We start from the raw sequence: 13,614 nt of genomic DNA, 5'->3' as shown, positions 1-13,614 counted from the left end.
GCCCTCTCCTTACGGTAACAGGCTCTTGACGTCGATAGGCTTAGCTTCGTTCTCTGCTTCGCCCTTATCTTTGCCGTCGATTGCCATACCCGCCATCCGGTAGAAGTTATATTCCGGGTATTTGCCCGGACCGGAAATCAGCAGATCCTCTTTCTCGTACACCAGGTCCTGACGCTTGTACTCACCCAGCTCGAAGTCTGGAGTCAGCTGAATCGCCGTGGTTGGGCACGCTTCTTCACACAGACCGCAGAAAATGCAGCGTGAGAAGTTGATGCGGAAGAACTCAGGGTACCAGCGGCCGTCTACCGTCTCTGCTTTCTGCAGAGAGATACAGCCGACCGGACACGCTACCGCACACAGGTTACAGGCAACGCAGCGCTCGGAACCGTCCGGGTCGCGCGTCAGCACGATACGGCCACGGTAGCGCGGCGGCAGATATACCGGCTCTTCCGGGTACATCCGGGTTTCGCGTTTGGCAAACGCGTGCAGGCCGATCATCCAGATACTGCGTACCTGGGTACCAAAGCCTACCAGTAATTCTTTTAAGGTCATGGTCTATAGCCCCTTATGGCTGCTGCCAGAGAATGACAGCCGCCGTTACCAACAAGTTGACGAGCGTCAGCGGCAGGCACACTTTCCAGCCGAAGGACATTACCTGGTCATAACGCGGACGCGGTAACGCTGCGCGAATCAAAATGAACATCATCATGAAGAACGCGGTTTTCAGCGCGAACCAGATGAACGGCGGTAAGAACGGGCCATGCCAGCCACCGAAGAACAGCGTTACCATCAACGCGGAAATGGTGACGATACCGATGTACTCGCCCACGAAGAACAGACCGAATTTCATACCGGAATATTCGATGTGGTAACCGTCGGCCAGTTCCTGTTCGGCTTCTGGCTGGTCAAACGGGTGACGGTGACACACCGCCACGCCCGCGATAGCAAAGGTAATAAACCCAAAGAACTGCGGGATAACGTTCCAGATGTCGGCCTGGTTGTTGACGATGTCGGTCATGTTAAATGAACCGGCCTGCGCCACCACGCCCATCAGGGAGAGCCCCAGGAATACTTCGTAGCTCAGCGTCTGCGCGGAAGCACGCATTGCACCCAGCAGCGAATATTTGTTGTTACTGGACCAGCCTGCGAACAGCACCGCGTAAACCGCGAGGCCTGCCATCATCAGGAAGAACAGAATGCCGATGTTCAGGTCAGCGACTACCCAGGTCGGGCTGACCGGAACGATAGCAAACGCCAGCAGCAGCGAGGTGAAGGCGATCATCGGTGCCAGAGTAAAGATCACGCGGTCCGAGAAGCGCGGGATCCAGTCCTCTTTAAAGAACATCTTGATCATGTCCGCGACCAGCTGGAGTGAACCACCCCAACCCACGCGGTTCGGTCCGTAACGGTTCTGGAACAGACCGAGCAGACGACGTTCACCAAAGCTCATGAACGCGCCGCAGGTGACCACCACCAGCAGGATAACAATCGCTTTCAGAATGCTCAGCAGGATGTCGATAAGATCCGGCGTTAACCAACTCATGCTTTTGCCTCCTGCAGATTATCAAGACGCGCACCCGCCAGAACCGGCGCGATGCCAGGCATACCCATCGGCAGACCCACCTGCCCTGCTGTCAGACCTTCGGAGATAATCAGCGGCAGGCTGATTGTCTGGCCGTCATAGCTAAAGGCAATGTTTGCGCCCGCGTTTACGCCAAGCTTCGCGGCATCCGCCGGGTTAAGCTTGATGTAAGGCTGCGGCATACGGGTCTGGAAGACCGGTGAACGCTGGGACAGCTCGTCGCTACCGAACAGATGGTAGTACGGCGCGATACGCCAGTTACCTTCCTGCGCCTGGAAGCTCGCCGGTACGGCGGTGAAGAAGTCCAGACCGGTTTCGGAGGCTTCAATCAGACGCACGCCCGGATCGCCGTGACGCAGGGAGCCACCCACTTCAGCCTGGAACTTGTTCCATGCCTGCGGGGAGTTCCAGCCTGGCGCCCATGCAAATGGGATTTGCGAACGCGGCGCAGACGGCTGGTTGTTCCCTTCCATAGAGAAGGCGAACATGGTGTCTTTATCCTGCGGCTGGCGCGGTTCGTGCACGCTGATATTGGCGCGCATCGCGGTACGGCCGCTGTAACGGTGCGGTTCACGCGCCAGTTTCTGGCCGCGAATGCGGAAGCTTGCTTCAGGCGCGGCATCTTTAATGCCTGCCAGCTGAGGCAGTTTTTCCACTACCGCGTCGATAACGTGGTCGAGCTGCGTCCAGTCCACTTCACGGCTCTGCACGGTGCTGTGCAGGGAGTGCAGCCAGCGCCAGCTTTCCAGCATCACGGTGTTGCTGTCGTAGTACGCCGGGTCGTAAACCTGGAAGAAGCGCTGTGCGCGGCCTTCGTTGTTAATAACAGTACCGTCGCTTTCTGCGAAGCTTGCCGCAGAGAGCACCAGGTGCGCTTTGTCCATGATCGCGGTGCGCTGATGGTCAATTACCATCACCAGCGGCGCTTTGGAGAGCGCGGCGTCAACGCGAGCGGCAGAGGCGTGGCGATGCAGGTCGTTTTCCAGCACCACAACGGCGTCAGCGGCACCGGACTCCAGTTCGCTTAACGCTTCTTCCAGCGAGCCGCCGCCGATCATGCCCAGACCAATGCTGTTCACCGCACGGGCAATCATGGTCACGCCGACGTCCGCACCGCGGCCTTTCAGGGCTTTGGCAACGTTGGCTGCCGCCTGAATGATCTCCGCGCTGCCGGCGTTGGTACCGGAAATAATCAGCGGTTTTTTCGCACCCGCCAGGGCCTGAACAATCACGTCAACCTTGTTCTGCAGGTCACGATCCAGTTCAACGGCCGGCGAGCTGCTGTCCAGCGCGTGGGCAATGGCAAAGCCGAGGCGCGCCTGATCTTCAACCGGCGCGCAGTAGGTCCACGCCGCGATATCGTCCAGACGGGTGTTGTCGACGTTGGTCACAAACAGAGGATGCTTCGCGCGCTGGCCGATGTTGAGGATCGCCGCAATCTGCCAGTCAGCCACTTTCTGCGCCGCTGCCATTTCACGTGCTTTACCCTTCACCGCCTGACGAACCGCCAGAGCCGCACGTGCGCCCGTCTGCGTCAGGTCTTCACCCAGCACCAGGACCGCATCATAAGATTCGATTTCGCGCAGCGCAGGGGTATGAATACCGCCTTCACGCAGCACTTTCAGTACCAGCTGCAGACGTTCCTGCTCGCCCTGGGCGATACCGGTATAGAAGTTTTCCGCGCCAACCAGCTCGCGCAGCGCGAAGTTGCTTTCGATGCTGGCGCGCGGGGAGCCGATACCGATCACTTTCTTCGACTGGCGCAGAATATCTGCCGCGCCCTGCATCGCCTGTTCAGCGTTCAGGGTAATGAAGTCGTCGCCACGGCGCTGAACCGGCTGACGCGGACGGTCTTTCAGGTTCACATAGCCATAGCCGAAACGGCCGCGGTCGCAGAGGAAGTAGTGGTTAACGGTGCCGTTGTAACGGTTTTCGATACGACGCAGCTCGCCGTAACGCTCACCCGGGCTGGTGTTACAGCCGAGGGAACACTGCTGGCAGATGCTTGGCGCAAACTGCATGTCCCATTTACGGTTGTAACGCTCGGAGTGAGTTTTATCCGTGAATACACCGGTCGGGCAGATTTCTACCAGGTTACCGGAGAATTCGCTTTCAAGCGTACCGTCTTCCGGACGACCGAAGTAGACGTTATCGTGCGCGCCATATACGCCCAGATCCTGACCGTCTGCGTAGTCTTTGTAGTAACGCACGCAGCGGTAGCAGGCGATGCAGCGGTTCATTTCGTGAGAGATGAACGGCCCCAGGTCCTGGTTACGGTGGGTACGCTTGGTAAAGCGATAGCGACGGAAGCTGTGGCCGGTCATCACGGTCATATCCTGAAGGTGGCAGTTACCGCCCTCTTCACAGACCGGACAGTCGTGCGGGTGGTTGGTCATCAACCATTCCACAACGCTTTCGCGGAACTGTTTCGCTTCTTCGTCATCAATCGAAATAAAAGTGCCTTCGGTGGCTGGCGTCATACAGGACATCACCAGGCGACCACGCGTGTCTTCCGCGTTTTGATATTGCTTCACCGCACACTGGCGGCAAGCACCGACGCTGCCCAGCGCCGGATGCCAGCAAAAGTACGGAATATCGAGGCCAAGAGACAGACAAGCTTCCAGCAGGTTGTCCGCCCCGTTGACTTCGTATTCTTTGCCGTCTACATGAATCGTAGCCATTAGCATGCTTCCAGTTGGCTCGGTCGAAACCGAGCGTTAATCAAAATTCTTGTCGTTACCAGCGCGCTTTAAGCAGGTTCGGCTGAATCCCATTAATCGCATGGGTATTGCTGAACGGCTGCTTGATGCCTGCTTCGAACTCGTCGCGGAAATATTTGATCGCGCTCTGCAGAGGTTCGACGGCACCCGGTGCGTGGGCACAGAAGGTTTTACCCGGGCCTAAGAATCGACACAGTTGCTCAAGCGTCTCGATATCCCCAGGCTGGCCTTCACCACGTTCGATTGCACGCAGGATCTTCACGCTCCACGGCAGGCCATCACGGCACGGTGTGCACCAGCCGCAGGACTCGCGGGCGAAGAACTCTTCCAGGTTACGCACCAGCGAGACCATGCCGATCTCGTGGTCGACGGCCATCGCCAGCGCCGTACCCAGACGGCTGCCTGCTTTACCAATGCTTTCGAATTCCATTGGCAGGTCAAGATGGGCTTCGGTCAGGAAGTCGGTCCCTGCCCCACCCGGCTGCCAGGCTTTGAATTTCAGGCCATCGCGCATGCCGCCAGCGTAGTCCTCAAGAATTTCACGTGCGGTGGTACCGAACGGCAGTTCCCAGACGCCAGGATTTTTAACGCGACCAGAGAAGCCCATCAGCTTGGTACCGGCATCTTTGCTTGAGGAGATGCCCTGATACCACTCCACGCCGTTGGCGAGGATAGCCGGAACGTTACACAGGGTTTCAACGTTGTTTACGCAGGTCGGTTTACCCCATACGCCGGAACTTGCCGGGAACGGTGGCTTGGAACGCGGGTTCGCGCGGCGGCCTTCCAGGGAGTTAATCAGCGCGGTTTCTTCACCGCAGATATAACGCCCTGCGCCGGTGTGCACGAACAGTTCAAAGTCAAACCCGGTGCCAAGGATGTTTTTACCCAGCAGGCCGGCTTCAGTGGCTTCGGCAATCGCGCGACGCAGGTTTTCCGCCGCTTCAATGTACTCACCGCGCAGGAAGATGTAGCCACGGTACGCTTTCAGCGCAAACGCGGAGATCAGCATGCCTTCCACCAGCAGGTGCGGCAGCTGTTCCATCAGCAGGCGGTCTTTATAGGTGCCCGGCTCCATTTCATCGGCGTTACACAGCAGGTAACGGATGTTCATGGATTCGTCTTTCGGCATCAGGCTCCACTTCAGACCCGTGGAGAAGCCCGCACCGCCGCGCCCTTTCAGGCCGGAGTCTTTCACCGCATTAACGATGTCGTCCGGCGCCATGCCGCCAAGGGCTTTACGCGCGCCGGCATAGCCGTTTTTGCTCTGGTATTCGTCGAGCCATACCGGCTGTTTGTCATCGCGCAGACGCCAGGTCAGCGGATGCGTCTCAGCAGTACGAATTACAGTTTTCATTTGTACTGCTCCAGCAGGTCAGGAATCGCTTCCGGCGTCAGATGGCTGTGAGTGTCCTCATCAATCATCATGGTCGGCCCCTTGTCGCAGTTACCCAGGCAGCAGGTTGGCAGCAGGGTAAAGCGTCCATCGAACGTGGTCTGGCCCGGCTTGATATTGAGTTTTTTCTCAATCGCAGCCTGAATACCCTGATAACCGGTAATGTGGCAGACAACGCTGTCACAGTAGCGGATCACGTGGCGGCCGACCGGCTGACGGAAGATCTGGCTGTAGAACGTGGCTACGCCCTCTACGTCACTTGCCGGAATACCCAGCACTTTCGCGATCTCATAGATCGCCCCATCCGGCACCCAACCACGCTGTTTCTGTACGATTTTCAGCGCTTCAATGGACGCCGCACGCGGGTCTTCGTAGTGGTGCATCTCGTGCTCAATCGCGGCACGTTCTGCTTCACTCAGCTCAAAAGCCTCGGTTTGTGGTTGTTGATTCTCGTGCATAATTAGCGGTCCACATCTGACATAACAAAATCGATACTACCCAGATACACAATCAGGTCGGAGACCAGACTGCCGCGGATGGCGGACGGGATCTGCTGCAGGTGCGCAAAGCTCGGCGTACGCACGCGGGTACGGTAGCTCATGGTGCTGCCGTCACTGGTCAGGTAGTAACTGTTAATACCCTTGGTCGCTTCAATCATCTGGAAGGATTCTTGCGCCGGCATGACCGGACCCCAGGAAACCTGCAGGAAGTGGGTGATCAGGGTTTCGATATGTTGCAGCGTGCGCTCTTTCGGTGGCGGCGTCGTCAGCGGGTGATCCGCCTTGAACGGGCCTTCCGGCATGTTGTTGAGGCACTGCTCAAGGATGCGCAGACTCTGGCGCAGCTCTTCCACTTTCAGCATCACGCGGGTGTAGCAGTCGGAAACGCCGCCGCCCACCGGGACTTCAAAGTCGAAGTTCTCGTAGCCAGAGTAAGGACGGGCTTTACGCACGTCGAAATCAATACCGGTCGCACGCAGGCCTGCACCTGTCGTACCCCACTCCAGCGCTTCTTTCGCGCCGTAGGCAGCAACGCCCTGGGAACGGCCTTTTAGGATGGTGTTACGCAGCGCGGCTTTCTCGTATGACGCCAGACGTTTTGGCATCCAGTCGAGGAACTCACGCAGCAGACGGTCCCAGCCGCGCGGCAGATCGTGTGCCACGCCGCCGATACGGAACCAGGCAGGGTGCATACGGAAACCGGTAATCGCTTCCACCAGATCGTAGATTTTCTGACGGTCGGTAAAGGCGAAGAAGACCGGGGTCATCGCGCCGACGTCCTGAATGAACGTGGAGATGTACAGCAGGTGGCTGTTGATACGGAACAGTTCTGACAGCATAACGCGAATCACGTTAACGCGATCCGGCGTAACGATACCCGCTAGTTTCTCAACGGCCAGCACGTATGGCATTTCGTTGACGCAGCCGCCGAGGTACTCGATACGGTCGGTATACGGAATGTAGCTGTGCCAGGACTGACGCTCGCCCATCTTTTCAGCGCCACGGTGGTGGTAGCCGATGTCCGGAACGCAGTCGACAATCTCTTCGCCATCAAGCTGAAGGATAATACGGAATGCACCGTGCGCAGACGGGTGGTTTGGACCGAGGTTGAGGAACATGAAGTCCTCGTTGTCGGTACCGCGCTTCATGCCCCAGTCTTCCGGCTTGAAGGTCAGCGCTTCCATTTCCAGGTCCTGTTTGGCTTTGGTCAGCTCAAACGGATCGAATTCGGTTGCACGCGCAGGGTAGTCTTTACGCAGCGGGTGGCCGGTCCAGGTCTGCGGCATCATGATGCGCGTCAGATGCGGGTGGCCGTCGAAGGTCATGCCGAACATTTCCCAGGTTTCACGCTCATACCAGTTCGCGTTCGGGAAAAGTTTGGTGATCGTCGGCAGATGCATGTCGTTTTCAGACAATGCCACCTTGAGCATGATATCCGTATTACGGTCTATTGAGATCAGGTGGTAGAAAACGGAAAAATCCGCAGCAGGGAGACCCTGGCGGTGGGTACGCAGACGCTCGTCCATGCCGTGTAAGTCAAACAGCATGACGTACGGTTTTGGCAATTTCTTGAGGAAATCGACAACTTCCAGCAATTGCTCACGCTTCACCCAAACAACGGGTACCCCGGTGCGGGTAGCCTGAACAGTAAAGGCATCCGGCCCAAAACGGTTGCGCAGTTCGCCAATGACTGGGTCATCCAGATGATCCCGGGTCTGCCAGGCGGCTTCTTGCGCGGTTAAGTCGGTCATATTGTTCACCATTGCAAATGGTCCGTGGTGACTGTTGAGCCTGGCTTCGCGCTATTTGAGTAGTGATATGCGAAGGTGTTCTCCAGGCCTACAGGCGCAAATTAAATTTCGTCAGGCGTACGCAGATTGGTGACGGCAATACGTTCACCACGTTTACGCTCGCGCTCAGACTGCATGTTCGCGCGATACACACCCTGATCGCCAACAACCCACGACAGTGGGCGACGTTCTTTACCAATAGATTCCTGCAGCAGCATCAGCGCCTGCATGTAGGCTTCCGGACGTGGCGGACAACCCGGGATGTACACATCCACTGGGATAAATTTATCTACGCCCTGCACGACGGAATAAATGTCGTACATACCGCCAGAGTTTGCACATGCGCCCATGGAGATAACCCATTTTGGCTCCAGCATCTGGTCATACAGACGCTGAATAACCGGGGCCATCTTGGTAAAGCACGTACCGGCAACCACCATCAGGTCAGCCTGACGTGGGGAAGCACGGAGTACCTCGGCCCCAAAACGCGCAACGTCATGCACCGCAGTGAATGACGTCACCATTTCAACGTAGCAGCAAGAAAGGCCAAAGTTGTAAGGCCAGATGGAGTTCTTACGACCCCAGTTGACCATATCGTGCATGGCATGTTCGAGTTTGCCCATGTACACGCTTTTATTGACTTCTTGCTCCAGGGGGTCGGTTACGATCTCCTGTTTTTGCAGGGGGTAACGGTCATTCTCACCGTTAGGATCTATGCGGGTGAGCGTATAATCCATCTTATTGCCTCGCTGTTACTGCTGACGATTAGAGATACTGTTTTCCGGGTTGATGTGTTCACGACGTGAACGCGCAGGCGTCCAGTCAAGCGCGCCAATACGCACCAGATAAACCAGACCGGCCAGTAGCACTAAAATGAAAATTGCGGCCTCGACAAAGCCCACCCAACCACTTTCGCGGATGGACGTTGACCATGCGAAAAGGTAAAGCGCTTCCACGTCGAAGATGACGAAGAACATGGCTACCAGATAGAACTTGGCAGACAGGCGTAAGCGAGCGGAACCTACTGAATCAATACCTGATTCGAAAGGTGTGTTTTTGTGCCTTGCACGGGCGCGACCGCCCAGGAACCAGCCGCCGACTAACATCAGGCAGCACAGGCCAATGGCTACAATAAGAAAGATTGCGAATGCCCAGTGATGAGCGATGACTTCTGTGGATGTTGACATACTCATTGCTTACTCATCAAAAGTGATACCAACGACACTGCTCTTGCTGGCAGATGGGCATCACATCGATTCATGGGGAGGAACAAATAACCTTACACTAACTGTCAGAAATGAGACGTAGACAGCAAAATGATGGGGTTTTTTACTCCTTTCTATAACCTATTGTCAACTTTAACAAAGGTTTCTTCACATTAAATTACATCGAGCGATTCTCATTAACATTTGGTGCCCTTTAACCCTGGTGGGTGCATGACTTTCCGTCAAATGTATGTTGTTGAATCGTGTCCGTTTCGGAAGTAAAAAAAATAACCCTCCTATTTTGACAGGATTTGCCAACGATTCCTCCCCCCAAATAGGAGTATTTTCTTGATCTGCGACACGCTTTTGTTAATTCAACATGGAAAACGGCAACATATTTCCTGTTTTTTTAACATGAGAGGGATATGGGCGAAGTTAGAACGGAAAACGGACAAGTTTTAAGCAAAAGCATTCAGCTTATTGATAAATAAGAGAGTATCCTGAAAACCCTTGCGCCATAAGCGGGTATTATTGCGTAAAAAAAGCCACTGCATGTGAAAATCACACGAGTGGCTGTTTTTTACACTTACATTTTGTTACCAGAATATTGAGCTATCGATCACTCAAAATCCCCTTCGACGATCAGGGAGTCATCCCCCCCTTCGGAGGTAACGCGCTCGAATTGCCACGGGTTATGGTAGTTTTCCATCGCCTCGAACACCACTTTGGCCAACTCGTTATGGCTGGACGAATTGTGGCAGAGCAGATACTCCGTATCCGGCAGCGCAGGAAGACCGTCGGATTTCCCCAGAACGCGCAGATCGGGGCTCATCATCTCTACCGGACGGGCCGTTACGCCCAGACCGGCCTTCACGGCGGCACGAACCGCTGGCAGCGTGGAAGCCACATACGCCAGACGCCACGGAATGTTGGCCTCATTCAGCGCCGTGAGCACCATATCGCGGAACGGGCTCGGGTCATCCAGCAAGACCAGCGGAACCGGCTCCCCTTTTTGCAGCACGTACTCGGCTGCGCAATACCAGTGTGTAGGTGATGTGCGCAGCGTCAGGCAATCAAACTGCCCGGGACGATGCGTCGTCACCACAAGGTCGACTTTGTGCTCATTTAACATCTCAACCATAAAGGCATTACGTTTTACGCTAACGTCCAGCGCAAGCTTCGGATAAACCGAACTAATACGGTTGAGAAGAAACGGCAATATAGTATCCGCTGACTCATCAGATGCACCTAACGTTAGCACCCCTTGAAGGTTGCTAAACATTAATGACATACATGCTTCATCATTAAAGCGAAGAATTTTCCTGGCATAACCCAGTAGCTGAATACCGTGTTCCGTTAAGAGCTTATTACGCCCGTGACGTGCAAAAAGCTCTTTACCAACCAGTTGCTCCAGCCGCTGCATTTGCTGGCTAACGGCGGACTGAGTTCGGCAAACGGCGGCAGCAGCTGCTGCAAAAGTGTTGAGATCGGCGACCGCAACAAACGTTCTCAGCAGATCGAGGTCGAGATTCATTATCGGACGATTTGCATTTATCATATCTATTCACTTTCAGGTTGCTCGTGCGGAGCTGCCCGGGTTGAAGCTGTGTGTAACAGTTAAGCAATTCCCTCTGAAGGTTTTCCCTCGCATCCCGGCCCGGCAGACTGCCTGACAGATAGTTATTGTGCTGCTTTATATCAACAGTCAGAAAGCACGTTTCATGACGTTATTTTTATTCTCTTAAACGTTCAGGATATTTAGATGTTCGCAGGTTTATGTAAATTACATTAAAGGTATAACACCTTTTCTGCCATCTTTATCGCAGCGCTGTCAACGTAGCAGGAGATGTGCGACACATTCCAGCCAGAGATAACTCCAACAATAACAATCAATTAATTCGAAAAGTCAGTGCCAGATATACAAAATTCTTGCATCTGTCCTCTGCTTTCCTGAAAGACATCTTAACCCAAATCCACTTTATTTATAAGTCTTATTGCAATATTGAGGATTAAAGAAGAATGTTAAGCTTCTAAACTAATTTTATTAAAATTAACTAAAGTTGCATTTTATAGGTTAATAATAAATAAATTTTAATTTAGATTAAGACCATTCATTAATGGCACTTAACATTAATTTCACATGAGTAACTTTTAGCCACATTACGCTTTTACAGGAACATGTATCAAGCATTCAGGTTTTACGAAAAGTCACGCAGGGTGATTGCTACCCTTGTCAGGTTCACCACTTATTTTTACCAGCACAATATACAGAATTCTGACAAATGAATAGCACATTTAACCTATCATCGTGCCATACGCACAACTTTAAAACAGTAAAAAAGCTAACGCACAGCGAAAAAGATTTATCAAAATTTTGCTCCCGGCACAAAATCTTCTACTGCACACCCTTCAAAACGAAGCGAGGGGGGAGTACATTATTCCGTGCTGACTTCCACGGCAGGGAGCGGCAATAATAGCGAAAAGGTTAAAGGTTCATGTCCCCTATCGAAAAATCCAGCAAGCTAGATAACGTCTGTTATGACATCCGCGGCCCGGTTCTGAAAGAGGCAAAACGCCTTGAAGAGGAAGGCAACAAGGTTCTGAAACTCAACATTGGTAACCCTGCGCCATTTGGTTTTGAAGCGCCGGATGAAATTCTGGTTGATGTGATCCGCAACCTTCCTACTGCACAAGGCTATTGCGATTCAAAAGGACTTTACTCCGCACGTAAAGCCATCATGCAGCACTACCAGGCACGCGGTATGCGCGATGTTACCGTTGAAGATATCTATATCGGCAACGGCGTTTCCGAACTGATCGTGCAGGCGATGCAGGCGCTGCTGAACAGCGGAGACGAAATGCTGGTTCCCGCGCCGGACTATCCGCTGTGGACGGCTGCCGTATCACTGTCGAGCGGGAAAGCCGTGCATTATCTGTGCGACGAGTCCTCCGACTGGTTCCCGGACCTCGATGATATTCGCGCAAAAATCACGCCCCGTACGCGCGGCATCGTGATCATTAACCCGAACAACCCAACGGGCGCGGTGTACTCAAAAGAGCTGCTGATGGAGATCGTCGAGCTCGCCCGCCAGCACAACCTGATCATCTTTGCCGACGAAATCTACGACAAGATCCTGTACGACGCGGCACAGCACCACTCAATCGCCGCGCTGGCCCCGGATCTGCTGACCGTCACCTTTAACGGCCTGTCTAAAACCTACCGCGTGGCCGGTTTCCGTCAGGGCTGGATGGTACTGAACGGCCCGAAAAAGCACGCCAAAGGCTATATCGAAGGGCTGGAGATGCTGGCCTCGATGCGTTTATGTGCCAACGTTCCGGCGCAGCACGCGATCCAGACGGCGCTCGGCGGCTATCAGAGCATTAGCGAGTTCATCGTTCCCGGTGGTCGCCTGTATGAACAGCGCAACCGCGCGTGGGAGCTGATCAACGATATTCCGGGCGTCTCCTGCGTGAAGCCGAATGGCGCGCTGTATATGTTCCCGAAAATTGACGCGAAGCGCTTCAATATTCATGACGACCAGAAAATGGTGCTGGATTTCCTGCTTCAGGAAAAAGTGCTCCTGGTTCAGGGGACGGCGTTTAACTGGCCGTGGCCGGATCACTTGCGCATCGTGACGCTGCCGCGCGAAGATGACCTCGAAATGGCCATCAGCCGCTTCGGGCGCTTCCTCTCCGGATACCATCAGTAATCTTAAAATCAGGCTACTTCGGTAGCCTGATTTGCATCTTTCCTCCCCTCCCCGCACAATGAACGCCTGTCGCAGTGAAGACAAAAGGTAACCTATGAGTCAGAGTCATTTCTTCGCCCACCTCTCCCGCCTGAAACTCATCAACCGCTGGCCGCTGATGCGCAACGTGCGCACTGAGAACGTGTCAGAGCACAGTCTGCAGGTTGCCATGGTTGCTCATGCGCTCGCCGCCATTAAAAACCGCAAATTCAACGGCCAGGTTAATCCAGAGCGCATCGCCCTGCTGGCGATGTACCACGATGCGTCAGAAGTGCTGACCGGCGACCTGCCCACGCCGGTGAAATATTTCAACTCGCAAATTGCGCAGGAATATAAGGCCATCGAGAAAATTGCCCAGCAGAAGCTGATTGACATGGTGCCGGATGAGTTGCGCGACATTTTTGAGCCGCTCATCGATGAGCATCAGTACACGGAAGATGAAAAGTCGCTGGTCAAGCAGGCCGACGCGCTCTGCGCCTATCTGAAGTGTCTGGAAGAGCTGTCTGCGGGGAATAACGAATTTTTACTGGCAAAAACGCGTCTGGAAAAAACGCTGGAATCCCGCCGCAGCGAAGAGATGGACTATTTTATGCAGGTGTTTGTGCCGAGCTTCCATCTGTCGCTGGATGAGATTAGCCAGGATTCACCGTTGTAATCTGTTTGCCCAGCGGCGCT

The 13,614-nt window shown here is 54.3% G+C and carries 11 protein-coding genes; 2 read left to right on the top strand and 9 right to left on the bottom strand.

Translation table 11 applies throughout. The features are described from left to right. Positions 1 to 9 precede the first annotated feature (9 nt). From nuoI to lrhA, 9 genes are all read right to left on the bottom strand, one after another. Complete coding sequence (nuoI, locus tag QMN93_RS05115; protein ID WP_003861491.1) at positions 10 to 552, bottom strand: NADH-quinone oxidoreductase subunit NuoI; 543 nt, start codon at positions 550 to 552, stop codon at positions 10 to 12. A gap of 13 nt (positions 553 to 565) precedes the next feature. After that, positions 566 to 1,543, bottom strand: coding sequence for an NADH-quinone oxidoreductase subunit NuoH (gene nuoH / locus QMN93_RS05110; RefSeq protein WP_008500211.1), 978 nt, complete (start codon positions 1,541 to 1,543; stop codon positions 566 to 568). Then, positions 1,540 to 4,263, bottom strand: a complete 2,724-nt coding sequence (nuoG, locus tag QMN93_RS05105; RefSeq protein WP_182383829.1) for an NADH-quinone oxidoreductase subunit NuoG — start codon at positions 4,261 to 4,263, stop codon at positions 1,540 to 1,542. The genes nuoH and nuoG overlap by 4 nt, the downstream gene beginning before the upstream one ends. Before the next feature lie 55 nt (positions 4,264 to 4,318). Next, positions 4,319 to 5,656 carry an NADH-quinone oxidoreductase subunit NuoF gene (nuoF, locus tag QMN93_RS05100; RefSeq protein ID WP_023312536.1) on the bottom strand — a complete coding sequence of 446 codons (1,338 nt, stop codon included), beginning with the start codon at positions 5,654 to 5,656 and terminating at the stop codon, positions 4,319 to 4,321. After that, a complete protein-coding gene (gene nuoE, locus QMN93_RS05095; RefSeq protein ID WP_006176513.1) occupies positions 5,653 to 6,153 on the bottom strand; it encodes an NADH-quinone oxidoreductase subunit NuoE in 501 nt (166 codons plus the stop codon). Before nuoE ends, nuoF begins: the two co-directional genes overlap by 4 nt. A 2-nt stretch (positions 6,154 to 6,155) precedes the next feature. Next, positions 6,156 to 7,958: an NADH-quinone oxidoreductase subunit C/D gene (gene nuoC, locus QMN93_RS05090; RefSeq protein ID WP_023312537.1), complete on the bottom strand. Its 1,803-nt coding sequence runs from the start codon at positions 7,956 to 7,958 to the stop codon at positions 6,156 to 6,158. An 89-nt stretch (positions 7,959 to 8,047) separates the two neighbouring features. Then, a complete protein-coding gene (gene nuoB, locus QMN93_RS05085) occupies positions 8,048 to 8,722 on the bottom strand; it encodes an NADH-quinone oxidoreductase subunit NuoB (RefSeq protein WP_003861482.1) in 675 nt (224 codons plus the stop codon). Positions 8,723 to 8,737: 15 nt separating this feature from the next. Next, the gene (nuoA, locus tag QMN93_RS05080; RefSeq protein ID WP_014171000.1) at positions 8,738 to 9,178 is read right to left on the bottom strand and encodes an NADH-quinone oxidoreductase subunit NuoA; all 441 of its coding nucleotides are present in this window, start codon (positions 9,176 to 9,178) and stop codon (positions 8,738 to 8,740) included. 631 nt (positions 9,179 to 9,809) lie between these two features. Then, positions 9,810 to 10,748, bottom strand: coding sequence for a transcriptional regulator LrhA (gene lrhA / locus QMN93_RS05075; RefSeq protein ID WP_029741933.1), 939 nt, complete (start codon positions 10,746 to 10,748; stop codon positions 9,810 to 9,812). A 937-nt stretch (positions 10,749 to 11,685) separates the two neighbouring features. Between lrhA and alaA the strand changes: the two genes are divergently transcribed. Continuing rightward, positions 11,686 to 12,900, top strand: coding sequence for an alanine transaminase AlaA (gene alaA, locus QMN93_RS05070; protein ID WP_182383830.1), 1,215 nt, complete (start codon positions 11,686 to 11,688; stop codon positions 12,898 to 12,900). A 94-nt stretch (positions 12,901 to 12,994) separates the two neighbouring features. Beyond that, positions 12,995 to 13,594 (top strand): 5'-deoxynucleotidase, encoded by a 600-nt coding sequence (yfbR, locus tag QMN93_RS05065; protein WP_023312539.1) that lies wholly within the window; start codon positions 12,995 to 12,997, stop codon positions 13,592 to 13,594. Positions 13,595 to 13,614 lie beyond the last annotated feature (20 nt).

The sequence above is a fragment of the Enterobacter sp. R-1.6.2 genome, assembly GCF_035064085.1.
GTDB lineage: Bacteria > Pseudomonadota > Gammaproteobacteria > Enterobacterales > Enterobacteriaceae > Enterobacter > Enterobacter asburiae_B.
The sequence above is the reverse complement of the archived record's forward strand: the minus strand, read 5'-3'. Positions and strand labels throughout refer to the sequence as shown.